This is a genomic window from Pseudomonas sp. FBCC-B545, assembly GCF_059134095.1.
The window spans coordinates 530,971-556,182 of record NZ_CP101441.1; the positions used below are offsets into that span (position 1 = coordinate 530,971).

At 60.5% G+C, this 25,212-nt stretch carries 22 protein-coding genes; 14 read left to right on the forward strand and 8 right to left on the reverse strand.

What is annotated here, in order from left to right; translation table 11 throughout:
* The first annotated feature begins 178 nt into the window (after positions 1 to 178).
* Positions 179 to 625 (forward strand): response regulator, encoded by a 447-nt coding sequence (locus tag NMB39_RS02445; RefSeq protein ID WP_057013953.1) that lies wholly within the window; start codon positions 179 to 181, stop codon positions 623 to 625.
* A gap of 128 nt (positions 626 to 753) precedes the next feature.
* Positions 754 to 1,182: a hypothetical protein gene (locus tag NMB39_RS02450; protein ID WP_494339646.1), complete on the forward strand. Its 429-nt coding sequence runs from the start codon at positions 754 to 756 to the stop codon at positions 1,180 to 1,182.
* Between the two features lie 65 nt (positions 1,183 to 1,247).
* Here the strand turns inward: NMB39_RS02450 and NMB39_RS02455 are convergent, their stop codons facing one another.
* Positions 1,248 to 3,425, reverse strand: coding sequence for a malate synthase G (locus tag NMB39_RS02455; RefSeq protein WP_274356601.1), 2,178 nt, complete (start codon positions 3,423 to 3,425; stop codon positions 1,248 to 1,250).
* A gap of 267 nt (positions 3,426 to 3,692) precedes the next feature.
* Between NMB39_RS02455 and NMB39_RS02460 the strand changes: the two genes are divergently transcribed.
* Entirely contained in the window at positions 3,693 to 4,205 is a 513-nt protein-coding gene (locus NMB39_RS02460) for a glycine cleavage system transcriptional repressor (RefSeq protein ID WP_306956565.1), read from the forward strand.
* A gap of 222 nt (positions 4,206 to 4,427) precedes the next feature.
* Here NMB39_RS02460 and rarD read toward each other — a convergent pair whose 3' ends face one another.
* The 5 genes from rarD to NMB39_RS02485 form a co-directional block, all read right to left on the reverse strand.
* On the reverse strand, positions 4,428 to 5,312 hold the full coding sequence (rarD, locus tag NMB39_RS02465) for an EamA family transporter RarD (RefSeq protein WP_046069823.1): 885 nt from the start codon (positions 5,310 to 5,312) through the stop codon (positions 4,428 to 4,430).
* Between the two features lie 183 nt (positions 5,313 to 5,495).
* Entirely contained in the window at positions 5,496 to 6,470 is a 975-nt protein-coding gene (locus NMB39_RS02470) for a serine/threonine protein kinase (RefSeq protein WP_034116112.1), read from the reverse strand.
* Between the two features lie 169 nt (positions 6,471 to 6,639).
* Positions 6,640 to 8,538 (reverse strand): PhoX family protein, encoded by a 1,899-nt coding sequence (locus tag NMB39_RS02475; RefSeq protein WP_057022925.1) that lies wholly within the window; start codon positions 8,536 to 8,538, stop codon positions 6,640 to 6,642.
* A 79-nt stretch (positions 8,539 to 8,617) separates the two neighbouring features.
* Positions 8,618 to 9,382, reverse strand: a complete 765-nt coding sequence (locus NMB39_RS02480) for a TOBE domain-containing protein (RefSeq protein ID WP_057022970.1) — start codon at positions 9,380 to 9,382, stop codon at positions 8,618 to 8,620.
* A 57-nt stretch (positions 9,383 to 9,439) separates the two neighbouring features.
* Positions 9,440 to 10,177 (reverse strand): ComFC family protein, encoded by a 738-nt coding sequence (locus NMB39_RS02485; protein ID WP_494339645.1) that lies wholly within the window; start codon positions 10,175 to 10,177, stop codon positions 9,440 to 9,442.
* Positions 10,178 to 10,268: 91 nt separating this feature from the next.
* Between NMB39_RS02485 and bioB the strand changes: the two genes are divergently transcribed.
* The 6 genes from bioB (at position 10,269) to NMB39_RS02515 (ending at position 15,182) form a co-directional block, all read left to right on the forward strand.
* Positions 10,269 to 11,324, forward strand: a complete 1,056-nt coding sequence (gene bioB / locus NMB39_RS02490) for a biotin synthase BioB (protein WP_043049742.1) — start codon at positions 10,269 to 10,271, stop codon at positions 11,322 to 11,324.
* An 82-nt stretch (positions 11,325 to 11,406) separates the two neighbouring features.
* Complete coding sequence (bioF, locus tag NMB39_RS02495) at positions 11,407 to 12,588, forward strand: 8-amino-7-oxononanoate synthase (RefSeq protein WP_494339644.1); 1,182 nt, start codon at positions 11,407 to 11,409, stop codon at positions 12,586 to 12,588.
* Positions 12,581 to 13,312 carry an alpha/beta fold hydrolase gene (locus NMB39_RS02500; RefSeq protein WP_494339643.1) on the forward strand — a complete coding sequence of 244 codons (732 nt, stop codon included), beginning with the start codon at positions 12,581 to 12,583 and terminating at the stop codon, positions 13,310 to 13,312. Before bioF ends, NMB39_RS02500 begins: the two co-directional genes overlap by 8 nt.
* The gene (gene bioC, locus NMB39_RS02505; protein ID WP_367235725.1) at positions 13,305 to 14,117 is read left to right on the forward strand and encodes a malonyl-ACP O-methyltransferase BioC; all 813 of its coding nucleotides are present in this window, start codon (positions 13,305 to 13,307) and stop codon (positions 14,115 to 14,117) included. The genes NMB39_RS02500 and bioC overlap by 8 nt, the downstream gene beginning before the upstream one ends.
* Positions 14,114 to 14,794: a dethiobiotin synthase gene (gene bioD / locus NMB39_RS02510; RefSeq protein WP_057022930.1), complete on the forward strand. Its 681-nt coding sequence runs from the start codon at positions 14,114 to 14,116 to the stop codon at positions 14,792 to 14,794. Before bioC ends, bioD begins: the two co-directional genes overlap by 4 nt.
* Before the next feature lie 106 nt (positions 14,795 to 14,900).
* Entirely contained in the window at positions 14,901 to 15,182 is a 282-nt protein-coding gene (locus NMB39_RS02515) for a hypothetical protein (protein ID WP_046069815.1), read from the forward strand.
* A 155-nt stretch (positions 15,183 to 15,337) separates the two neighbouring features.
* Here the strand turns inward: NMB39_RS02515 and NMB39_RS02520 are convergent, their stop codons facing one another.
* Positions 15,338 to 15,466 carry a hypothetical protein gene (locus tag NMB39_RS02520; RefSeq protein ID WP_269819877.1) on the reverse strand — a complete coding sequence of 43 codons (129 nt, stop codon included), beginning with the start codon at positions 15,464 to 15,466 and terminating at the stop codon, positions 15,338 to 15,340.
* A 52-nt stretch (positions 15,467 to 15,518) separates the two neighbouring features.
* Here NMB39_RS02520 and NMB39_RS02525 point away from each other — a divergent pair, with 52 nt between their 5' ends.
* The 4 genes from NMB39_RS02525 (at position 15,519) to NMB39_RS02540 (ending at position 22,581) form a co-directional block, all read left to right on the forward strand.
* Entirely contained in the window at positions 15,519 to 17,324 is a 1,806-nt protein-coding gene (locus NMB39_RS02525) for a phenylacyl-CoA dehydrogenase (RefSeq protein ID WP_464006650.1), read from the forward strand.
* A gap of 206 nt (positions 17,325 to 17,530) precedes the next feature.
* Positions 17,531 to 18,820 (forward strand): GGDEF domain-containing protein, encoded by a 1,290-nt coding sequence (locus NMB39_RS02530; protein WP_057022932.1) that lies wholly within the window; start codon positions 17,531 to 17,533, stop codon positions 18,818 to 18,820.
* A gap of 90 nt (positions 18,821 to 18,910) precedes the next feature.
* Positions 18,911 to 20,683, forward strand: a complete 1,773-nt coding sequence (locus tag NMB39_RS02535; RefSeq protein ID WP_057022933.1) for an acyl-CoA dehydrogenase C-terminal domain-containing protein — start codon at positions 18,911 to 18,913, stop codon at positions 20,681 to 20,683.
* A 119-nt stretch (positions 20,684 to 20,802) separates the two neighbouring features.
* Positions 20,803 to 22,581 (forward strand): acyl-CoA dehydrogenase C-terminal domain-containing protein, encoded by a 1,779-nt coding sequence (locus NMB39_RS02540; RefSeq protein ID WP_057022934.1) that lies wholly within the window; start codon positions 20,803 to 20,805, stop codon positions 22,579 to 22,581.
* Positions 22,582 to 22,807: 226 nt separating this feature from the next.
* On the opposite strand, the gene NMB39_RS02545 is transcribed toward NMB39_RS02540, so the two are convergent.
* Positions 22,808 to 23,707: a LysR family transcriptional regulator gene (locus NMB39_RS02545; RefSeq protein ID WP_057022935.1), complete on the reverse strand. Its 900-nt coding sequence runs from the start codon at positions 23,705 to 23,707 to the stop codon at positions 22,808 to 22,810.
* A gap of 209 nt (positions 23,708 to 23,916) precedes the next feature.
* Between NMB39_RS02545 and NMB39_RS02550 the strand changes: the two genes are divergently transcribed.
* Positions 23,917 to 25,185: an aspartate aminotransferase family protein gene (locus tag NMB39_RS02550; RefSeq protein ID WP_057022936.1), complete on the forward strand. Its 1,269-nt coding sequence runs from the start codon at positions 23,917 to 23,919 to the stop codon at positions 25,183 to 25,185.
* The last annotated feature ends 27 nt before the right edge of the window (positions 25,186 to 25,212 follow it).

Genomic DNA, 25,212 nt, shown 5'->3' on the forward strand with positions numbered 1-25,212 from the left:
GGACGTAAGTCTAGGTTGATGAAAACCGCACAAAACTAGGGAAAAACCTTACATGACTATCGTCCGAACCCCGTAGAACGCCCACTAGGCAAACTTTCCGACGAAGTGCACATTGTTCGCCCTTCCGACGATGTCTGACATCTGTGCTGGGAGATTGATGAGAATTGCTGAGAAACGTATGTCCGACCACGATATTTTGAGTGATGCCGAGCGCGAGGCGCTGAGCGCCGTGATGCTGGAGCCTGATTTACCGCCACAACGCGTGTTGATCGTGGACGACGACAAGGATGCGCGTGAACTGCTGGCGGAGATCCTGGGCCTGGACGGTATTCGCTGCATGACCGCCGACAGTGGTGAGAAGGCGTGGGATTTGTTGAAGTCCAGCAGCTCCATCGGTTTGCTGATCACTGACCTGCGCATGCAGCCCAGCAATGGCCTGGAGTTGATTCGCCAGGTGCGTGAGTCGACGCGGGCGGCGTTGCCGATCATCATCATGTCAGGGGACGCGGAAGCGCCGGATGTGATTGATGCGATGCATTTGAGCGTGGTGGATTTCTTGCTCAAGCCGATTGATAGCGTGAAGTTGGCGAAGTTGGTGAAGCGGGAGTTGGGAATGGTGCAATAACTACCGCTTATCTTTTCCTTGTTTGAACTGTCAATTCTCACAGTAGGCAAGCAGCTGGTCAGCGAGTCTACTGCACTGGAGAGTTCTGGTCGTCAGCCGGGACCTTATACCCTCCAAAGGAGCTCGTTATGCCTATTCAAACACCTACTGTTCAAGCCGCCAGCGACAACGCAAATATTCTAATTCTCAGGGATGGAAAGGCGCGCTTTTTAAAATCTTCTAATGTAGAAGCAAGCTTGAGACATTTTGTGGTCATCATGGAAGGCGCCGGGTCGTTGACAGCTCAGTATGGGAACACACTGTTTCCGCGGGACGAGCCCTACGAGTTCGACTTTCCACGGGATGAAGATAAGCATCGAGGAAACATTGATTATAGAGACGAAAATGGCGTTTACTTTATAAAGCCGACGTCTGGAAAGTTTTTTGTTGTTTCCAAAAACGCAGGTTCGCCAGATACGTATATAAATTATATTAACTACGTGAATTTGAAATTTGAATATGAAGGACAAGAACTCACGATTAACGGCACAGGTGAAGCCACTTTTGTTTTTAATTGATAGCCCTCCTAATAAGAACAAAGCCCTGATCTCACGAACAGGGCTTTCTTCCTTTCAGCGTTTACTCAACGCCCATTCTTGGCCTTGAACTCCCGACGCCTGCGGTGCAACACCGGCTCGGTATACCCATTAGGCTGCTTGGTCCCCTCAATCACCAACTCCACCGCCGCCTGGAACGCGATGTTGCTGTCGAAATCCGGAGCCAGTGGGCGGTACAACGCATCACCGGCATTCTGGCGGTCCACCACCGGCGCCATGCGCTTGAGGCTTTCCATCACCTGGGCTTCATTGACAATGCCGTGACGCAACCAGTTGGCGATGTGCTGGCTGGAGATACGCAGGGTGGCACGGTCTTCCATCAGCCCGATGTCGTTGATATCCGGCACTTTCGAACAGCCAACGCCCTGGTCGATCCAACGGACCACATAGCCAAGGATGCCTTGGGCATTGTTGTCCAGTTCGTTGCGGATCTCCTCTTCAGACCAATCCGTGTTGCTGGCCAGCGGAATGGTGAGGATGTCGTCCACCGACGCACGTTCGCGCTTGGCCAGTTCGGCCTGACGGGCGAACACATCGACCTTGTGATAGTGCAGCGCATGCAGCGCCGCGGCGGTTGGTGACGGCACCCAGGCGGTGTTGGCGCCGGCCAGTGGGTGGGCGATTTTCTGTTCGAGCATCGCTGCCATGAGGTCGGGCATCGCCCACATGCCTTTACCAATCTGTGCACGACCTTGCAGGCCCGTGCTCAAGCCGATATCGACGTTCCAGTTCTCATAGGCGCCGATCCACTTCTCTGCCTTCATGGCTGCCTTGCGCACCATCGCGCCGGCTTCCATGGAGGTGTGGATTTCATCGCCGGTGCGGTCGAGGAAGCCGGTGTTGATAAACACCACGCGCTCGCTGGCCGCCTTGATACAGGCCTTGAGGTTGACCGTGGTGCGGCGCTCCTCGTCCATGATCCCGACTTTGAGGGTGTTGCGTGGCAGGTTCAGCACGTCTTCGATGCGACCGAACAGCTCGTTGGTGAACGCGGCTTCTTCCGGGCCGTGCATCTTCGGCTTGACGATGTACACCGAGCCGGTACGGCTGTTCTTGCGCGTGTTGTTGCCATTGAGGCTGTGGATCGCCGCCAGGCTGGTGAGCAGGCCGTCGAGAATGCCTTCCGGCACTTCGTGGCCGTCTTTGTCGAGGATCGCGTCGATGGTCATCAAGTGGCCAACGTTGCGCACGAACAGCAGCGAACGGCCGTGCAGGGTCACGTCCTGGCCATCCACCCCGGTGTACACGCGATCAGGGTTCATGGTGCGGGTGAAGGTCTTGCCGCCCTTGGCGACTTCTTCGGCCAGGTCGCCCTTCATCAGGCCGAGCCAGTTGCGGTAGATCACCACCTTGTCATCGGCATCCACGGCGGCGACGGAGTCTTCGCAGTCCATGATGGTGGTCAGCGCGGCTTCCATCAGCACGTCTTTGACGCCGGCCGCGTCGGTCTGGCCGACTGGGGTGCTGGCGTCGATCTGGATCTCGAAGTGCAGGCCGTTGTGCTTGAGCAGGATCGCAATCGGCTCGGCCGCCGGGCCCTGGAAGCCGATCAATTGCGCATCGTCGCGCAGGCCGCTGTTACTGCCGCCCTTGAGGCTGACGATCAGCTTGCCATCGACGATCTTGTAGCCGGTGGAGTCAACGTGGCTGCCGGCGCTGAGCGGCGCGGCTTCGTCGAGGAACGCACGGGCGAAGGCGATGACCTTGTCGCCACGCACTTTGTTGTAGCTCTTGCCCTTCTCGGCGCCATCGGCTTCGCTGATGGCGTCGGTGCCATACAAGGCGTCGTACAGCGAACCCCAGCGCGCATTCGAAGCGTTAAGGGCGAAGCGGGCATTCATCACCGGCACTACCAGCTGGGGGCCGGCCATGTGCGCGATTTCGTCGTCGACGTTTTGGGTCGAGGCCTGGAAGTCTGCGGCTTCTGGCAGCAGGTATCCGATGTCTTGCAGGAAGGCTTTGTAGGCCACCGGGTCATGCGCCTGGCCCGCGTGGGTCTGGTGCCAGGTATCGATCCGCGCCTGGAAATCGTCGCGTTTGGCGAGTAGGGCTTTGTTCTTCGGTGCCAGGTCGTGGATAACCTTGTCGGCACCGGCCCAGAACTGGTCGGCAGTGATGCCGGTACCGGGAATGGCTTCGTTGTTCACGAAGTCGAACAGGACTTTGGCGACCTGCAGGCCACCGACTTGAACGTGTTCAGTCATTGCTTGCCTCACTCTGCGGAGCTTATGCGCTTTTTCAGATTTTCATTATGTAGTGCACGGTTGGGCATACTACATGATGATTTGCGGTTGTGAAAATTAGACTAAATACGTCGTTTAGCGACCCACTTTGGTCGTACGGTCACAGCGGAGAACCAGATGTTCTCAAAAAACTATTAGATTGTTCCAGATAAATCTAAAAATGGTACACGATTTGTTTTCGAGGGCTCCCGGGTCCACCTTGTAGATTGAATTCCAGAGGGCGTTGCCATGGACCATCTTGTACTCACAATTATCGCTGCCGACAAACCCGGACTGGTGGAACGCATCGCCCAGACCATTGCCGCCCACGGCGGTAACTGGCTGGAAAGCCGCATGGCTCATATGGCGGGGCAGTTTGCCGGGATCCTGCGAGTCAGCGTGCCGGCCGAGCAACGCCAAGCGTTGGCCGCGGCGTTGGAGGACTTATCCACACACGGTATTCGCGTGCTGGTGGGTGAGGGCAGCAGCGGGCAGGCGGCGGCGTCCAAGCCAATCCTGATGACCTTGGTGGGCAATGACCGCTCGGGCATCGTGCGCGAGATCACCGCGCTGTTGAGTCAGCAGAGTGTCAATCTGGAACGCCTGAGTACCGATGTGCGCCCGGCGCCCATGAGCGGCGATCCGCTGTTTAACGCCGAGGCGTTGTTGCAGGTGCCAGCGAGCCTGTCGCTGGAGACTTTGCAAGCATCGCTGGAAACCTTGGCCGATGACTTGATGGTGGAGTTGCGTCAGGAGGAATAACGATACACAGGGTTATGCATGGAAAACTTGCATGGGGCTGTGGATAACCTGTAGAGATCCGACGCCAGCCCACGCCGGCCGTGCATCTCCGTCAGTTGAGCAAAAAACGAGCAGTTTCAAGGACTTGTGCACACATGGCGGGGATCAGGTTGTGGATAACCTTGGGGTGAAACGCTGCAAGCCACGAAGTCCGTGGCTTGCGGAGGTTTGTACGTTATTTGATCAGCGTTTGCGCACGCTCAGCCAGGCATCCAGGCTGTACACCACCAGGCCGGCCCAGATAAAGGCGAATGCCATCAGTGTGGCCGGCGCCAAGTGTTCGCCGAACAGCAATACGGCTTCCAGCAGCACCAGGGTCGGCGCGACGTATTGTAAAAAGCCCAGTGCGGTATAGGGCAAATGCCGAGCGGCGGCGTTGAAGCACACCAGCGGGATCAGCGTGACCGGGCCTGCGGCCACCAGCCACCAGGCTTCGGAGGTACTCCAGAATTCCAGTTGCGCACTGTGGGCCGACGGATTGAACAGCAACCACGCCACGGCAATAGGCACCAGCATCCAGGTCTCCACCACCAGCCCTGGTAGTGCCTTGACCGGCGCCTGCTTGCGTATCAAGCCATAGAAACCGAAGGTCAACGCCAGCACCAGCGACACCCACGGCAAGCTGCCAACCTGCCAGACCTGTTGCGCCACGCCCACCGCCGCCAGGCCCACTGCTATCCATTGCAGGCGACGCAAGCGTTCACCGAGGATCAGCATGCCCAGCAGTACATTCACCAGCGGGTTGATGTAGTAACCCAGGCTGGCCTCGAGCATACGCCCGCTGTTCACCGACCATACGTAGGTCAGCCAGTTAGCCGCAATCAACGAACCGCTGAGGGCCAGGATCGCCAGGCGCTTGGGGTTGTCGCGCAACTCGCGGAACCAGCCGGGATGTTTCCACACCATCAGCAGCAAACCGCCGAACAGCGCTGACCACAGCACACGGTGCACGATGATCTCGGCGGCGGGTACGCTGGCAATGGCTTTGAAGTAAAGCGGGAACAGACCCCAGATGACGTAGGCACTCAGGCCCAGGATGTACCCCTTGCGAGGGTTGGCGGCTTGCATTGCAGAATCCTTGCTTAGGCAGCTAACAAAGCGCGATTGTAAGGATATTTGTGCAGCAGTGGGGCCCGCTTTGCTTTATGTGGGAGGGGGCTTGCTCCCGATACGGACTGTCAGTTGAGAAATATGCCACCTGATAATCCGCTATCGGGAGCAAGCCCCCTCCCACATTAAAAGCAAAAGCGGTTAGAAGAGTTTGAGGGGTTCTTCATTGAGGGCCGATAGCTGCTCACGCAACGCCAGCACCTGGTCGCCCCAATACCGCTCGCTGCCGAACCACGGGAAGCTGTGGGGGAACGCCGGGTCATCCCAGCGGCGTGCCAGCCAGGCGCTGTAGTGCATCAGGCGCAGAGCGCGCAGGGGTTCGATCAGGGCCAGTTCGCGCGGGTCGAAATCGTGGAATTCCTGGTAGCCATCCATCAGTTCCGACAGCTGGCCCAGGCATTCCTGGCGGTCGCCGGCGAGCATCATCCACAGGTCTTGCACCGCCGGGCCCATGCGGCAATCGTCCAGGTCGACGATATGGAACATCTCGTCGCGGCACATCATGTTGCCGGGGTGGCAATCGCCGTGCATGCGGATGTTCTTGTGCGGCGTGGCTTTATAAACCTCTTCCACACGCTTGAGCAGGTCGCGGGCCACGGATTCATAGGCCGGCAACAGGCTTTTGGGAATGAAGTTGCCTTCGAGCAAGGTGTTGAGGGAATCGTGACCAAAGTTCTTCACACCCAGAGCTTCACGGTGTTCGAACGGGCGGGTGGAACCCACTGCGTGCAAACGGCCCAGCAATTGCCCGAGGCGATAGAGCTGATCAAGATTGCCTGGCTCAGGCGCCCGGCCGCCACGGCGCGGGAACAGGGTGAAGCGGAAACCTGCGTGTTCGAACAGGCTTTCGCCGTTGTGAATCAGCGGCGCTACTACCGGTACTTCGCATTCGGCCAGTTCGAAGGTAAAGCGGTGTTCTTCAAGGATTGCCTCGTTGGTCCAGCGCTGGGGCCGGTAGAACTTGGCGATCAGCGGCTCGGCGTCTTCGATACCCACTTGGTACACGCGGTTTTCGTAGCTGTTGAGCGCCAATACGCGTGCGTCGCTGAGGAAACCGATGCTTTCAACGGCGTCGAGGACCAAGTCAGGGGTGAGGGTTTCAAACGGGTGGGCCATGCGAACTCCTGCGCGCAGCAGGGCGCCGCGTCGGGCCGGGTATGGTAACGCACCGGGGCTGGGATAGGTGGTGGCTGTGCTATTGCAATCGGGGGCAAGCCCCCTCACACACTTGAATGTATTCGCAATTCAGAATTGTGGGAGGGGGCTTGCCCCCGATGAGGCCCTGTCAGGCGCCGACAACCCCACCATCATCGCGCCGAATCGCCACCACCGACGAACGCGGCTTGCCATTTGGCAAATGCTCCGGCCAGGTCGAACCACCGGTTTCACCCGGATGCTGAATCCCCACAAACAAGGTTTTCTGATCCGGCGCAAAGCTGATTCCTGTCACCTCACACGCCACCGGCCCAACCATGAAACGGCGGATTTCCCCGGTGCTCGGGTCGGCACACAGCATCTGGTTATTGCCCATGCCCGCGAAGTCGCCGGCATTGCTGTAGTCGCCATCGGTCAGGATCCACAGGCGCCCAGCTTTGTCGAAACCCAGACCGTCGGGGCTATTGAACATGTTCTGGGGGTTGATATTGGATGAACCGCCCCTCGGCGTACCGGCGTGCACGCCAGGGTTGCCGGCCACCACGAACAGGTCCCAGGTGAAGTCCGTGGCGCCGTGGTTATCGGCGTCGGCCCTCCAACGCAGGATCTGGCCGTAGACGTTTTTCTCCCGTGGGTTGGGCCCGCCCACCGGCTGGCCGTCTTCGCCACGCTTGGCGTTGTTGGTCAGGGTGCAATAGACCTGGCCGTCGGTGGGGCTGACCACGATCCATTCCGGGCGGTCCATGCGCGTGGCTTTCACTACGCTGGCGGCCAGGCGCGCATGGATCAGCACCTCGGCCTGGTTGGCGAAACCGCTGCCGGCGTCGATGCCGTTTTTGCCATGGGTGAGTTCAACCCATTGGCCTTTGCCCTTGGGATGATCGGCATCGCCGTCGCCTGCGTCGAAGATGGCCACGTACAAGGTGCCGTGATCGAGCAGGTCTTTATTGGCTTTCGGATTGTCGTGGTTGATCTGATCGCGGCTGACGAATTTGTAGATGAACTCACCGCGCTCATCGTCGCCCATGTACACCACGGCGCGGCCGTCGCGGGTCTCGGCGAGGGCGGCGTTTTCGTGCTTGAAGCGACCCAGTGCCGTGCGCTTGACCGGAGTGGATTGCGGATCGAATGGGTCGATTTCCACCACCCAGCCATGGCGATTGAGTTCATTGGGGTTCTTGGCCATGTCGAAACGTGGGTCGTGCGGGTGCCAGTTGATGTCTTTGCTGGCGGCTACCACGCCGTAGCGCTTCTGCCCGGCGTCGAAAGCTTGCTGCGGGTTGCTGCTGCCGAAACAGTCGGTGAAGTTTTCTTCGCAGGTCAGGTAGGTGCCCCAGGGGGTCTTGCCGTTGGCGCAGTTCTGGAATGTGCCGAGGACTTGCTTGCCGCTTTTGTCGGCGCGGGTTTTCAGCCAGTCATGGCCGGCGGCGGGGCCGCTCAAACGGATCGGTGTGTTGCCGTGGATGCGCCGGTTGTAGCGCGAGTCCTGGACGAACTGCCAGGTGTCGCCCTTGCGCCGCACTTCGATGACCGACACGCCTTCGCTGGCCAGGGCCTTGCGTACCTCTTCAGCTGACTGCGGTGCACCGCCGTGGGCGAAGAGGTATCGATAGTTGGTGTACTCGTTGTTGATCGCCATCAGCGCGCGGCCGTTGTCGCCCGGGAAGGGAAACAGGCTCATGCCGTCGTTGTGGTCGCCGAACTGTTGTTCCTGCGCCTTGGCCGTACCATTGCCGGACGGGTCGAAAGCCGGCGCGTTCTTGTGCAATGGCTGGCCCCAACTGATCAGCACCGAAGCGCTGTAGCCCGGAGGCAGGGTGATGGTGTCGCTGGTGGCAGCGGCAATGCTGGTGAAGCCCAGCAATGGGCTGGCGGAGGCGGCGTTCACGGCCAGGGCGCTGCGGCTCAGCAGGTTGCCACCCAGGAACATCGCCGCGCCGCACAGGGCGCCTGCGCCAATAAAGCGGCGACGTGTGAGGCCGACCATCTGTTCAAGGTCGGTGGCTTGGTTTTCTTCTAATAGGCTCATCTCAGGCTCCCTGCGGTTTTTGCAGACACCTTAAGCAGCGCTTGTGACCAAATTGTTGCAGTTCGAAGACTTTGGCCCGCTATACCGGCGTGCCAAGCAACACATTGCTGGGGGCGAATTGCACGCGGATCGGTTGGCCCTCGGCAGCGTCAAGGGCCTGGAGTGCAGCGGGCGGTGCCAGCGCGCATAGCACCTGGCCGTTGGGCAGGGCGACACGCACCTCACTGGGGCCATCTTCGGCGTCGAGAATCATCTCGATCACACCGCCCATGCAATTGTGTCCAGGTGTTTCAGGCTGCCCGATCGCAAGCAATTCGAGCCACCCGGCCTTGATCAGGGCGACCACCTCCACGCCGACCTGCAGTTCCAGTCGTTGGGTGCTGTCGTGGGTGATCTGTGCGTCCAGATGCAGACCGCCGGCCAACTGCAGGCCAATCATGTCATTGCGGCCATGGCTGTCGATGGCGCTGACCTGGCCGTGCAATTGGTTGCGCGCACTGGTGCGCAGCATCAAGCGGCCCAGCAGGTTGAAGTCGCTGGCCGCTTCGTCCGAGCCGAGTACTTCGGCCTGCAACACTTGCAGGCGCTGATAGAGGCGCAACACCCGTTCACCTTCTTGCGTCAGCTTGGCGCCGCCACCACCCTTGCCGCCGACGCTGCGTTCAACCAGCGGTTTTTGCGCCAGGTTGTTCAGTTCGTCGATGGCGTCCCAAGCAGCCTTGTAACTCAACCCGGCGCTTTTGGCCGCACGGGTGATGGAACCCTGCTCGGCGATATGCCCCAGCAAGGCAATGCGCTGGGGCCGACGGATGATGTGCTGGTTGAGGGGGTTGGGCAGGGACATGGGCATACGTCTGGATGAGATGAGCGGACGTTGCCGTCCTGGCGCAGGGGAGTCAAGTCAGACGCTGGACCTTGGTGTACGTGCCAGGCAATAGACGTCGACTTGGCGTGCGCCGGCACCTATCAACAGCCGCGCCAGGCTGTGGGCCGTGGCGCCGGTGGTGAGTACGTCGTCTACCAACGCCAGATGTTGCCCTGCTACGTGGGCGTCGGGTGCCAGGGCAAAAGCGTTGAGCAGGTTGCATTTGCGGGCCTTGGCATCCAGGTCTTGCTGCGCGACGGTTTCATAAGGGCGTAATAACGCATGTTCATGATAGGGAATCTCGAGGGCTTTACTGAGCCAGCGGGCCACCATCAACGCTTGGTTAAAGCCGCGCTCGCGCAGGCGTCTGCGGGCCATGGGCACCGGCAGCAGGCCGTCGGGTCGGTCGAGTTCAGCGTTGTCGAAGCGGTGTTGCAGGTGTTGCCCCAGCAGGCGTGCCAGCATGTGCCCCAGTGGCCAACGGCCCTGGTGCTTGAAGCGGCTGATGAGGGCGTCGATGGGAAAGCTATAGGTCCAAGGCGCGACGACCTGCTTGAAAGCGGGTGAATGCCTTTGGCACTGCCCGCAAATCAAGCCATCCATCGGCAAGGGCAGGGCGCAGCGTTCACACTGCTCCATTAGCCAAGGCAGGTCTGTTTCGCAGACGTTGCATATATGTTCGGCTGACTGAGTGCTTTCATCGCAAATCAGGCAGGATTGTATGTTTTTTGACCACATGTAAACTTGGAGTTTGTGGTCAGGTTGACAGTGCATGATTCTTCCTTAAATATGCCGGCATCCGTGTCGTGCCTGTGGGTATTACCCTTCCCGCAGCGCTTGCCAAAGCATAATCAAGGAATCGCCCATGAGCGCCAGCACCTCTGCCACCCTGCGTCACGATTGGTCCTTAGCCGAAGTCAAAGCCCTGTTCGTGCAGCCATTCAATGACCTGTTGTTCCAGGCGCAGACCGTGCACCGCGCGCATTTCGACGCCAACCGCGTGCAGGTATCGACCTTGCTGTCGATCAAGACCGGCGCCTGCCCGGAAGATTGCAAATATTGTCCGCAGTCGGGCCACTACAACACCGGCCTGGAAAAAGAAAAGCTGATGGAAGTGCAAAAGGTCCTCGAAGAGGCTGCCCGCGCCAAGGCCATCGGCTCGACGCGTTTCTGCATGGGCGCGGCGTGGAAACACCCGTCGGCCAAGGACATGCCCTACGTGTTGGAGATGGTCAAAGGCGTGAAGGCCATGGGCCTGGAAACCTGCATGACCCTCGGGCGCCTCGACCAGGACCAGACTGAAGCCCTGGCCCAGGCCGGCCTGGATTACTACAACCACAACCTCGATACCTCGCCGGAGTTCTACGGCTCGATCATCACCACCCGCACCTACGGCGAGCGCCTGCAAACCCTGGCTTATGTGCGTGATTCGGGGATGAAGATCTGCTCGGGCGGCATCCTCGGCATGGGCGAGTCCCTTGACGACCGCGCCAACCTGCTGATCCAGTTGGCCAACCTGCCCGAGCACCCGGAATCGGTGCCGATCAACATGCTGGTGAAGGTTGCCGGCACGCCGTTGGAGAACGCCGACGACATCGACCCCTTTGATTTCATCCGCATGCTGGCGGTGGCACGCATCCTCATGCCGAAATCCCACGTGCGCCTGTCCGCCGGCCGCGAGGCCATGAACGAGCAGATGCAGGCCCTGGCGTTCTTTGCCGGCGCCAACTCGATCTTCTACGGCGACAAACTGCTGACCACCGCCAACCCGCAGGCCGACAAGGACATGCAACTGTTTGCACGCCTGGGCATCCTGCCTGAAGCTCGCGAAGAGCACGCCGATGAAGTGCACCAGGCGGCGATCGAGCAGGCGCTGGTGGAGCAAAAGAGCAGCGAGCAGTTCTACAACGCTGTCGTCTGATTGAATGGGATCCCAATGTGGGAGGGAGAAAGCCCTCTCCCACATTATTTGATCCAGTTGAACCCGCCAAATCGAGGCCAGCATGTCTTTTGATCTCGCCGCGCGCCTCGCTGCCCGCCGTGCCGAACATCTGTACCGTCAACGCCCGCTGCTGCAGAGCCCTCAAGGGCCCGAAGTGGTGGTGGATGGCCAGCCATTGTTGGCGTTCTGCAATAACGATTACCTGGGCCTGGCCAATCACCCGCAGGTGATCCAGGCCTGGCGCGCCGGAGCGGCCCGTTGGGGCGTGGGCGGTGGCGCTTCGCATCTGGTGGCGGGCCACGCCACGCCGCACCATGAGTTGGAAGAAGCCCTGGCTGATTTGACCGGGCGCCCGCGTGCACTGCTGTTCACTACCGGCTACATGGCCAACCTCGGCGCGGTCACGGCATTGGTGGGGCAGGGCGATACGGTGCTGCAAGATCGCCTCAACCACGCGTCATTGCTGGATGCCGGCTTGCTGTCAGGGGCGCGTTTCAATCGCTACCTGCATAACGACGCCGACAGCCTGGCCAAGCGCCTGGAGAAGGCCAGCGGCAATACGCTGGTGGTCACTGATGGCGTGTTCAGCATGGACGGCGACCTGGCCAACCTCCCCGCACTGGCCCGTGAAGCCAAGGCCAGAGGTGCCTGGCTGATGGTGGATGACGCCCATGGCTTCGGTCCGTTGGGCGCCCAGGGCGGTGGCATCGTCGAGCATTTCGGCTTGAGCCAGGAGGACGTGCCGGTGCTGGTGGGCACCTTGGGCAAAGCCTTCGGCACCGCCGGGGCATTTGTGGCTGGCAGCGATGAGTTGATCGAAAGCCTGATCCAGTTTGCCCGCCCGTATATCTACACCACCAGCCAACCCCCGGCACTGGCTTGCGCCACCCTGAAAAGCCTGGAACTGTTGCGCCATGAACATTGGCGCCGCGAGCACCTCAACGGGTTGATCCGCCAGTTCCGCCAGGGCGCCGAGCAGATGGGCCTGGCGTTGATGGACAGCTTTACGCCGATCCAGCCGATCCTGATTGGCGACAGCGCCCGGGCGTTGCGCCTGTCGCAAATGCTGCGCGAGCGTGGCCTGATGGTCACTGCGATCCGCCCGCCTACGGTGCCCGCCGGCACCGCCCGTTTACGGGTGACATTAACGGCGGCCCACAGCGAGGCGCAGGTGCAGCTATTGTTGAACGGGTTGGAAGAGTGTTTCCGCTTGTTAGGCGCCTCGGAGCCCGACCATGCGTAATCGACTGATATTGCTGCCCGGCTGGGGGCTCGGTGTGTCACCGCTGGAGCCGCTGGCCGCTGCACTGCACGGCCTGAACGAGCATCTGCGGGTACAGATCGAGCCTTTGCCGGTGCTGGATTCCAGTGATGTGGGTGAATGGCTCGACGAGCTCGATGCGACGCTGCCGGACAACGTCTGGCTCGGTGGTTGGTCCCTCGGCGGCGTGCTCGCTTCAGAGCTGGCGGCGCGGCGCGGCGAGCGTTGCTGCGGTTTGCTGACCCTGGCGAGCAATCCGTGTTTCGTCGCCCATGACAGCTGGCCCCACGGGATGCCGGCCGAGTCCTTTGATGCATTCCTGGCGGGCTGCCATGCCGACTCCCAGGTCACCCTCAAGCGCTTCGGCCTGCTGTGCGCCAAGGGCGCCGCAGACCCCCGCGGACTGTCGCGGCTGCTGGTCAGCGGTGCGCCGAATACACCCCCCAGTGTCTTGATGCCTGGCCTGGAACTGCTGGCCCAACTGGATACCCGAGCCGCCTTGCAGGCATTTCGCGGGCCGCAGTTGCATTTGTTTGCCGGCTTGGATGGGCTGGTGCCTGCCGAAGCCGCCAGTGATCTGCTGGCCTTGCTCCCCGATGTAGAAGTCGGCCTGATTGAACAGGCCGGTCACGCGTTTCTCCTGGAAGACCCCCACGGTGTAGCGGGGGCCATCCAGGCTTTTTTGCATGAGTGTGTTGATGACTGATTTATCCCATCCTTGCCTGCCGGGCGCCTTGCCGGACAAGCGCCAGGTCGCGGCCTCGTTTTCCCGTGCAGCGGCCAGCTACGACAGCGTGGCCGAGTTGCAGCGGGCGGTGGGGCATGAATTGCTCAGCCGTTTGCCGCCCAACCTTTCGCCACAATGCTGGCTGGATATGGGCTGCGGCACGGGCTACTTCAGCCGGGTACTGGGTGAGCGTTTGCCTGCAAGCGAAGGCATCGCGCTGGATATCGCCGAAGGCATGCTCAACCATGCGCGGCCTTTGGGCGGTGCGCAGCACTTCATTGCCGGTGATGCGGAACGCTTGCCGCTTAAGGCTGACAGCATCGAATTGCTCTTTTCCAGCCTTGCGGTGCAATGGTGCGCAAATTTCGATGCAGTACTCAGTGAAGCTCATCGCGTACTGCGACCGGGCGGTGTGCTGGCCTTCGCGAGCCTGTGCACAGGCACGCTGGATGAACTGCGCGAAAGCTGGCGGGCGGCGGATGGCCTGGTCCACGTTAACCGCTTCCGCACCTTCGAGGCTTATCAACAACTGTGTGCGACCAGTGGCTTGCGGGTGATGAGCCTGGAGCGACAGCCCCATGTGCTGCATTACCCGGATGTGCGCAGCCTGACCCACGAACTCAAGGCGTTGGGCGCCCATAACCTCAACCCGGGCCGCCCGGGAGGGTTGACGGGCCGCGCACGGATGGTGGCACTGGTCGATGCTTACGAGCAGTTGCGTCAGACCCATGGCCTGCCTGCCACCTACCAAGTGGTGTATGCCGTATTGGAGAAACCTGCATGAGCGCCGCTTATTTCATCACCGGCACCGACACCGATGTGGGCAAGACCACTATCGCGGCTGGCCTGCTGCATGCCGCCAGGCTGGCAGGTAAAAGTACCGCAGCCGGAAAACCGGTGGCGTCGGGCTGCCAACTGACTGCCCAAGGGTTGCGCAACACCGATGCCTTGGCGCTGTTGGCCGAATGTTCAGTGCCGCTGAGCTATGCCGAGGTCAACCCGGTAGCATTCGAGCCGGCTATCGCGCCTCATCTGGCCGCACGCGAGGCAGGTGTCGCGTTGACGGTGCAATCGTTGCTCAAGCCGATGCAGCAAGTCCTGGCCCGTGGCGCGGATTTCACCTTGATCGAGGGCGCGGGCGGGTGGCGCGTACCCTTGGCTGACCAGGCCAACTTGTCGGACCTGGCCATGGCGCTCAAGCTGCCAGTGATCCTGGTGGTTGGGGTGCGCCTGGGTTGTATCAGCCATGCATTGCTCACCGCCGAAGCCATCGCACGGGACGGCTTGCCGCTGGCGGGTTGGGTGGCGAACATCATCGACCCCAAGACCTCTCGTCTGGAAGAAAACCTCGCCACCCTGGCTGAGCGCTTGCCGGCGCCTTGCCTGGGAAGGGTGCCGAAACTCAAGCACGCCGGGGCGGCTGCAGTGGCCGAATACCTTGAATTGGACCTGCTTGACTGATTTTGGCTATCACTAAGGCAATGTGCCATTAGTGTTTTTGACGGGCCTTTTGCCAAGATGTCTGCTTCAATCCAACTTCACGATTCTCTAAAGGCAGGTTTACGCCATGGAAATCTCTGGCAGCAGCGCGTTTTATTCGGGACTGAACAGCATTCAGGCCGGGCAGAACCGTGTCGACCAGGCGGCCGGCAAGATTGCCAGCGCCGCGACGACCCAGCCATCGGGTGCACAAAGTGATCGCCTGCAAGCCAGCGACCGCGCCCAGCCATCCAATTCGGCGAGCAATATGGTGGAAATGGCCCAGGGCAAGTTTCAAGTGGAGCTGGGGGCGAAAGTCGCAAAGGCTTCGAATGAAATGCTTGGCACCTTGATCGACACCTACGCCTGATCCTCTTTCATGTACGTAGTTCAAAATGTGGGAGGGGGCTTGCTCCCGATAGCGCTGGGTCAGTTACAAAAGTACTGACTGACATTCCGCTATCGGGAGCAAGCCCCCTGCCACCTTTTTCTCTTGCCTAGCCCTGATCACTCTCTGCACTCAATTTAGCGTGGCGTCTTGCCGCGGGCCTTGCCGTGCCTGACGATGACCTGCATCAAGACAAACGGCATCTGGCCGATGCTTGACAACCCTGGGTCGTAAACGTATGTTTCAAACACCTGTTTGACCGCCATAACAAATCCACGCGGTTGTTCATCCCAGATACATCAGCAGAGGTTTATCGCTATGCCTGACTACAAGGCCCCCTTGCGTGATATTCGCTTCGTTCGTGACGAACTGCTCGGTTATGAAGCGCACTATCAGAGCCTGCCGGCGTGCCAGGACGCTACCCCGGACATGGTTGACGCCATCCTCGAAGAAGGCGCCAAGTTCTGTGAGCAAGTACTGGCACCGTTGAACCGCGTGGGCGACATCGAAGGGTGTACCTGGAGTGAGTCAGGCGTTAAGACCCCTACCGGCTTCAAAGAAGCCTACAAGCAATTCGTCGAAGGCGGCTGGCCAAGCCTGGCCCACGATGTGGAGCACGGCGGCCAAGGCCTGCCGGAATCCCTGGGCCTGGCGGTCAGCGAAATGGTGGGTGCCGCCAACTGGTCGTGGGGCATGTACCCGGGCCTGTCCCACGGTGCGATGAACACCATTTCCGAGCACGGCACCCCTGAGCAGCAAGAGGCTTACCTGACCAAGCTGGTGTCGGGCGAGTGGACCGGCACCATGTGCCTGACCGAGCCGCACTGCGGCACCGACCTTGGCATGTTGCGCACCAAGGCCGAGCCTCAGGCCGACGGTTCCTACAAAGTCTCCGGCACCAAGATCTTCATCTCGGCCGGTGAACACGACATGGCCGACAACATCATCCACATCGTGCTGGCCCGCCTGCCCGACGCACCTGCCGGCACCAAAGGCATCTCGCTGTTTATCGTGCCCAAGTTCCTGCCCAACGCCGATGGTTCAGTGGGCGAGCGCAATGCGGTGACCTGTGGCTCCCTGGAACACAAGATGGGTATCCACGGCAACGCCACCTGCGTGATGAATTTCGACGCGGCCACCGGTTTCCTGATCGGCCCGGCGAACAAGGGCCTGAACTGCATGTTCACCTTCATGAATACCGCTCGCCTGGGGACTGCGCTGCAGGGCCTGTCCCACGCCGAGATCGGCTTCCAGGGCGGCTTGAAATATGCCCGTGATCGCTTGCAGATGCGCTCCCTGACTGGCCCGAAAGCGCCGGACAAAGCCGCCGACCCGATCATCGTGCACCCTGACGTGCGCCGCATGCTGCTGACCATGAAAGCCTTCGCCGAAGGCAACCGTGCGATGGTGTACTTCACCGCCAAGCAAGTGGACATCGTCAAGTACGGCACCGACGACGAAGCCAAGAAACAGGCCGACGGCTTGCTGGCTTTCATGACTCCGATCGCCAAGGCGTTCATGACCGAAGTCGGTTTTGAATCGGCCAACCACGGCGTGCAGATCTACGGCGGCCACGGCTTCATCGCCGAGTGGGGCATGGAGCAGAACGTTCGCGACAGCCGCATTTCGATGCTGTACGAAGGCACTACCGGCATCCAGGCACTGGACTTGCTCGGCCGTAAAGTGCTCATGACTCAGGGCGAAGCGCTCAAGGGCTTCACCAAGATCGTGCACAAGTTCTGCCAGGCCAACGAAGGTAACGAGGCTGTCAAAGAGTTCGTTGCTCCGCTGGCGGCGTTGAACAAAGAATGGGGCGAGTTGACCATGAAGGTCGGCATGGCCGCGATGAAAGACCGTGAAGAAGTCGGTGCCGCCTCGGTGGACTACCTGATGTATTCCGGTTATGCGTGCCTGGCTTACTTCTGGGCCGACATGGCACGCCTGGCTGCCGAGAAGTTGGCTGCCGGCACCACCGAAGAAGCGTTCTACACTGCCAAGTTGCAGACCGCGCGCTTCTACTTCCAGCGCATCCTGCCGCGTACCCGCACCCACGTAGCAACCATGCTGTCGGGCGCCGGCAACCTGATGGACATGAAAGAAGAAGACTTCGGCCTGGCTTACTAAGCCTTCCGGCAGCCTTCTGAAAACCGCCGCCTCCCTCGGGAGCCGGCGGTTTTTTATGGCCGGTTAAAAAACCCGCGTACAGCACTCAGGGATTGGGAGCGCCTGCCGTTAAAGTGATGGCAATGTGATACATGGTCGGTCGGTTGTGCTTAACTGATCGCATAGAGGCACAGTGCTATTATTTTTTGCGGGTCGGAGTTTTACCCTTGTCACGCGTGTCTGCGCTACGTTTAAGCCACTTCCTACCCTCGCTGCTGTTATTGCTGGCTGGGCTTTCGGCTGCGTACGTCAAGGACCTCAGTGTCTTCTTCACCTCGTTGTTCAACGTGCTGCCCACCCTGGTCTTGCTGCTGGGCGGTGCCTACTGTGCGGTGTATCGGCGTCAGCGTGAACTGTTCCTGATGATCACGGTGTACGTTGCCTATTTCCTGCTGGATACCCAGACTGATTTTTACCGCGACAACGGTCGCGTGCGCGAAGACGCTGCGGTGGTGTTTCACCTGTGTTGCCTCTTGTTGCCGTTGCTGTTCAGCATTTACGCGCTGTGGCAGGAGAAGACCCATTTGTTCCGTGACTTCATCGCACGCGCCGCGGTGTTACTGGCGGTAGGCAGCGTGGCATTGGCCTTGGAGCAAAGTTTCCCCCAGGCGCTACTTAACTGGCTGGCGGAGATTCGCTGGCCGGCGCTGCATGGCACCTGGATGAGCCTGATCCAACTCTCATACCCCATGTTCCTGATCGGCTTTCTCACCCTGGCCGCACAGTACTGGTATCAGCCGCGCCCGCTGCACGCCGCGCAACTGGTGGGATTGCTGGGGATGTTCTGGATGTTGCCGCAAACCTTCATCCTGCCGTTCACCCTTAACATCATGTGCAGCCAGGTGATGCTGATGATCGCTGCCGGTGTGGCCCATGAGGCCTATCAAATGGCATTTCGCGATGAACTGACCGGCTTGCCCGGGCGACGGGCCCTCAACGAGCGCATGCAGCGGCTGGGGCGCAGCTATGTGCTGGCGATGAGCGACGTGGATCACTTCAAGCGTTTCAACGACACCCATGGCCATGACGTGGGAGACCAGGTGTTGCGCCTGGTGGCGAGCAAGTTGTCCAAGGTCAGCGGCGGCGGGCGAGCCTACCGGTATGGCGGTGAAGAGTTTGCCGTGGTGTTTGCCGGCAAGACCCTGGATGAATGCATGCCGCATCTGGAGGAGATCCGCGAGATCATTGCCGGCTACGCTATCAAGTTGCGCAACCCGGACCGCCCCCATGACGACCATCAAGGCCGCCAGCGGCGTGCTGGCAGCGGTGCATCCAGTGTGTCGGTAACGGTCAGCATCGGTGTGGCCGAGCGCCAGGCCGAGCAGCGCAGCCCCGAGGAAGTGCTCAAGTGCGCCGACCAGGCGTTGTACGCCGCCAAGGGCGCGGGGCGTAACTGTGTGGTCGCGGCCGGCCAGACCCGACGTGGCGCGGTACGCATGGAAAGCGCTGCCGGTTGAGTAATGGCGCTGTATTCAGCAGCGCTACAGTGATTGTCCACAGGCGGTGCCGGCAGTAGCTTGAAAGCATCTGCTGCCGGAGACATTGCCATGCCTGAGTACAAAGCTCCCTTGCGCGACATGCGCTTTCTGATCGACAACGTGTTCGATTTCCACGGCCATTACGCGGCCCTGGGCGCAACGGACGCCAGCCCGGACATGGTCAGTGCGATCCTTGAGGAGGGCGCGAAGTTCTGCGAAAACGTGCTCGCGCCACTCAACCGCAGTGGCGATGAAGAGGGCTGCCATTTTGACAATGGCGTGGTGACCACACCCAAGGGCTTCAAGGAAGCCTTCGCCCAATACGTGGCAGGCGGCTGGCACGGCGTGGCGGCGGACCCGGCCTACGGCGGCCAGGGCTTGCCCCATTCCCTGGGCCTGGTGCTGAGCGAGATGATCGGTTCCAGCAATACCTCTTGGGGCATGTACCCGGGCCTGACCCACGGCGCCATGTCGGCCATCCACGCCCACGGTACCGACGAACAGAAAGCTACCTACCTGACCAAGCTCACCGCTGGCGAATGGACCGGCACCATGTGCCTGACCGAAGCCCACTGCGGCACCGACCTGGGCCTGATCAAGACCCGCGCCGTGCCCCAGGCCGATGGCAGCTATGCAATCACCGGCAGCAAGATCTTCATCTCGGCCGGTGAGCACGACATGAGCGCCAATATCATCCACCTCGTGCTGGCCAAGTTGCCGGACGCGCCTGCGGGTACCAAGGGGATTTCGCTGTTTATCGTGCCCAAGTTCCATGCCGACTCGGGTGAGCGCAACGCGGTGCACTGTGGCTCCATCGAACACAAGATGGGCATCAAGGCTTCGGCCACGTGCGTGCTGAATTTCGATGGCGCCAAGGGTTTTTTGATCGGCGAGGCGAACAAGGGCCTCAACTGCATGTTCACCATGATGAACCACGCCCGCCTGGGCACCGGCATGCAGGGCCTGTGCAATGGCGAAGCAAGCTTCCAGGGCGCGATCAAATACGCCAGCGAACGCCTGCAAATGCGCTCGCTGACCGGCGCCAAGGCCCCGGAGAAGGCTGCTGACCCGATCATCGTGCATGCCGATGTACGCCGCATGCTGCTGACCATGAAAGCCTTTAACGAGGGCAACCGCGCACTGACCTACTTCACCGCGCAACTGCTCGATACTGCTCATCTGGGCAGCGACGCGGGCCAACGCCAGGAGGCCGAAGACTTGTTGGCCTTCCTTACGCCGATCTGCAAGGCCTTCATGACCGAAACCGGTCTGGAGGTGACCAACCATGGCATGCAGGTATTTGGCGGCCATGGCTATATTCGTGAGTGGGGCATGGAGCAACTGGCACGCGATGCGCGGATTGCGCCGATCTATGAAGGCACCAACGGTATCCAGGCCCTCGATTTGCTGGGGCGCAAAGTGCTGGGTAGCCAAGGCAAACTGCTGCGCGGGTTTACCAAGATCGTGCATAAATTCTGTGGGGCGCAGGCCGAGCATCCGCAATTCAAGGCTCATGTGACGCAACTCAATCAGCTCAATCAGGAGTGGGGTGAGTTGACCACCAAAGTCGGGATGGCGGCGATGAAGAATCCTGACGAAGTGGGCGCGGCAGCGATGGATTACCTGATGTACAGCGGCTATATCATCCTGGCGTACCTTTGGTTGCGCATGGCGATTGCCGCCCAGTCCCAGGACGATGCCGCGTTCACCCAGGCCAAGCTGGCCACCTGTGATTTCTACTTCAAGCGCCTGCTGCCGCGTACCACCACCCACCGCGCCGCCGTGGAAGCGGGCAGCGAATGCCTGATGAGTCTGTCCGGGGCGGCATTTCAGCTGGAGTGACTTAAAAATACCTGTCGGTCACAAGTGGACCCTATGTGTCTGAAAAGTTGTTCGGGTACACTCGGAGCTTGTAAAACCGATCCTATCGAATCACTTTTCACGTTCTCACGAGGTTTGCCATGGCTGATTACAAAGCGCCGTTGCGTGATATGCGCTTCGTCCTCAACGAAGTTTTTGAGGTCGCCAAGACTTGGGCCCAGTTGCCGGCATTGGCAGACAGCGTTGATGCCGAAACCGTTGAGGCGATCCTCGAAGAGGCCGGCAAAGTCACCGCCAAATCCATCGCCCCCCTCAGCCGCGGCGGCGATGAGCAGGGCTGCCAGTGGAAGGACAGCGCAGTCAGTACCCCGGACGGCTTCCCCCAGGCCTACAGCACCTATGCCGAAGGCGGTTGGGTGGGAGTGGGCGGCGACCCGACCTATGGCGGCATGGGCATGCCCAAGGCGGTGTCGGCGCAGGTCGAAGAAATGATCAACTCGTCGAGCCTGGCATTCGGCCTGTACCCCATGCTGACTTCCGGCGCCTGTGTATCGATCAACACCCACGCCAGTGAAACGCTCAAGGCGGCCTACCTGCCGAAGATGTATTCCGGTGAGTGGGCCGGTTCCATGTGCTTGACCGAAGCCCATGCCGGCACCGACCTGGGGATGATCCGCACCAAGGCCGAGCCTCAGGCAGACGGTTCCTACAAAGTCAGCGGCACCAAGATTTTCATCACTGGTGGCGAACACGATCTGACCGAAAACATCATCCACCTGGTGCTGGCCAAGCTGCCGGATGCACCGGCCGGGCCCAAGGGCATCTCGCTGTTCCTGGTGCCGAAGTTCCTGGTCAATGCCGACGGCAGCCTGGGTGCGCGTAACCCGGTGACCTGCGGTTCGATTGAACACAAGATGGGCATCCAGGCGTCCGCGACCTGCGTGATGAATTTCGACGAGGCCTTGGGTTACCTGGTGGGTGAGCCCAACCGTGGCCTGGCGGCGATGTTCACCATGATGAACTATGAGCGCCTGGGGGTGGGGATCCAGGGCTTGGCATCCGGCGAGCGCTCTTATCAGAACGCGATTGAATACGCCCGTGATCGCCTGCAGAGCCGCTCCCCGCTGGGGGCACAGGCCAAGGACAAAGTGGCAGACCCGATCATCGTGCATCCGGATGTGCGCCGCATGCTGCTGACCATGAAGGCAGCGAACGAAGGCGGTCGGGCGTTCTCCACCTACGTGGCGACGCAGCTGGACATCGCCAAGTTCAGTGACGATGCAGCTGCTCGGGAGCGCGCGGATAACCTGGTGGCGTTGCTGACCCCCGTTGCCAAGGCCTTCCTCACCGACCTGGGCCTGGAAACCACCGTGCTCGGCCAGCAAGTATTCGGCGGCCATGGCTACATCCGCGAGTGGGGCCAGGAGCAGTTGGTGCGTGACGTGCGCATCACCCAGATCTACGAAGGCACCAATGGTATTCAGGCCCTGGACTTGATGGGCCGTAAGATCGTCGGCAGCGGCGGTGCGTTCTACACCCTGTTCGCCGATGAGATCCGCCAGTTCATCGCCGGATCAAGTGCCGAGTTGGCCGAGTTCACTGAGCCGCTCAGCGCAGCGGTGGATAACCTGGATGAATTGACGGCCTGGGTGCTGGATCGCGCCAGGAACAACCCGAATGAAATCGGCGCAGCGTCGGTGGAGTACCTGCATGCGTTCGGATACATGGCCTACGCCTACATGTGGGCGCGCATGGCCAAGGCCGCGTTGGGCAAGGAGACCGAGGAAGCGTTCTACGCCAGCAAACTGGGTACCGCACGTTTCTACTTTGCCCGCTTGTTGCCGCGTATCCACTCGTTGAGTGCATCGGTAAAAGCCGGTAGCGAATCGTTGTTCCTGATGGATGAGGCCTTGTTCTAAGGGCGAGGAGGGCGTGTAAGCATTCTCTTACATGACGTGCTGCTATTCGTCCTCTATCGCCAAATTGGATCCACGGCTAATCTACTTCACATGGACGTCGCGCAGGAAGCGCAAAGCAACAACACGGACACGTAGGATTCTGCCAGGACGGCGGAGTGAAATGGATGTCAGGGAAACAGTCTGCAAAGCCCCGCTTCGGCGGGGTTTTCTTTTGCCCGCGAAAAAGTCAGGCGCCTGCCTGCGGGGCATTCATCACATCTTCGAGCAAGGTGCGCAGCAACGCCATCGTCGCCTGCTGGCGCTGCACATCGCGGCACACCAAGCCTACTTTCAGCGCCACCCTGGGTTCACTCAAGGGTTTCCATAGCAGCGCCTTGCTGTTGTGTTCGTCCTGGGAGCGGCCCGGCAGTACCGTAGCCAGCCGGGTGTGGGGCAGGCTGTCGAGGATGCCCACCATGGTATTGAGCTCGGCCTGCACCTGCGGACGCCGCCCCAGGTTAGCCAACTGGCCTTGCCAGATCTGCCTGACTTGAAACTCCTCCCCCAGCAGCAACATCGGCAGTTCGGCCGCCTGTTTCAACGAGACTTTCTTGAATTCGCGCAGCGGATGGTCCTCGGGAATCACCACCTTCAACTCATCTTCGTACAGCAACACGCCGTGCAGGCCCGGCTGACGTGGCGGCAGGTAGCTGATGCCAATGTCGAGGGCACCGTTGAGCAACCGGCGCTCGATCTCAAGCCCGGTCAATTCGTAGATCTGCACCACCAGATGGGGCTGGGCCTTGCGCACGCGCTCGAGCATCTGCGGCACCAGGCTGGTGTGCACGGTTTGCAGCACGCCGATGGCCAGGGTGCGCATGGCCTGGCCCTTGAAGTTGCGCAGCGCCTCGACGGCTTGCTGCATGCCATCAATGAGCGGCAGTGCATGGTTGTAAAGGGTGTGCGCCGCCAGCGTCGGTAACAGGCGCTTACTGCTGCGTTCGAACAGATTCACGTCAAGGTTCTGCTCCAGTTGGCGAATCTGTTGCGACAAGGCTGGCTGGGAGATCGACAGGCGCTCCGCGGCGCGGCCTACGTGGCCCTCCTCATACACCGCGACGAAATAACGCAGTTGCTTGAAATCCATAAGATTTACTTATCGAAAAAGCTGGAAAATCGAAATGGCCGCTGGCCCCGCAGACGCCTAGTCTAGCGCCTATTCGCAGGGCTTACAGGGCCGAATCGGACAATGAACAGCGTTTGTGTTGATAGCGTTTGCATAGGCAAGGCAAAAAACCTCCATGTGGATTGGCCAGGTTATTCCGACCAAGGTCAGGTTGCCACCGGAGCTGACTTGTGAACCTGTTCAACATGCGCCGCCCAGCGCCGAGCCTTGACGATCTGATCCTGGATCCGCCGCACGACGACCGTTCCACTGAAGCCCTGATGCCCACCGTGGCCCGCCCACCTCAGGTGTTTGTGCGTGGCCAGGGCTCCTGGCTGTGGGACAGCAATGAGTGTGCCTACCTGGATTTCAGCCAAGGCAATGCCGCCAACAGTCTCGGTCATAGTCCGCAGGTGTTGATCAAGGCCCTGGCCGAGCAAACTCAGGCGCTGATCAACTCCGGCAACGGCTTGCACAATAGCGTCCAACTCAATCTCGTCGAGCGTCTTTGCCGGCATACCGGCAGCGACCAGGCTTATCTGCTCAACAGCGGCGCGGAAGCCTGCGAGGCGGCGATCAAGCTGGCGCGCAAATGGGGGCAGCTGCATCGCGGGGGGGCCTATCGCATTATCAGCACGAGCAACGGTTGCCATGGTCGTAGCTTCGCTGCCCTGGCTGCTTCGGCAGGTCTATCGGATAACCGCTTCGAACCACAACTGCCAGGCTTCAGCCACGTCCCTTTCAACGATCTTCCCGCTTTGCATGCCGCGGTAGATGCCCAGACGGTAGCCATCATGCTGGAGCCGATCCAGAGCGAAGCCGGTGTGATCCCTGCGACCGAGCACTACCTCAAGGGCGTCGAGAGGCTGTGTCGCGAACTGGGGATCCTGCTGATCCTCGACGAAGTGCAAACCGGTATCGGCCGTTGCGGCAACTTGCTCGCCGAGCAACAGTACGGCGTACGCGCCGACATCATTACCCTGGGCAAAGGCTTGGGCGGCGGTGTGCCGCTGGCGGCGCTGCTGGCGCGGGGCAAAGCTTGTTGCTTTGATGTGGGTGAGCTGGGAGGCACCCACCATGGTAATGCGCTGATGGCCGCGGCTGGGTTGGCTGTGACCGATACGGTGCTGGGACACGGCTTTTTAGAGCATGTACGTGAGTCGGGCTGTTACCTGGGCGAAGGTCTCGCCCGCCTGGCCTATCGTTACGACCACGGGCCGTTGCGCGGAAATGGCCTGATGTGGGGGCTGACGTTATCGGATGATTCTGCGGATGCGGTGGTAAAGGCCGCCTTGCAGGAGGGACTGATCCTCAACGCGCCGCAACCCGACTGTTTGCGCTTCACCCCGGCACTGACGATAAGCAAAGGCAACATCGACGAAATGCTCCAGCGCCTGGCCCGCGCCTTTTCACGGGTGCGTACTGCCCAAGTGCAATGTCGCAAGGGCATTGCCGTTTAACCCTGTATTTCAGAACCGTCTCGCGGC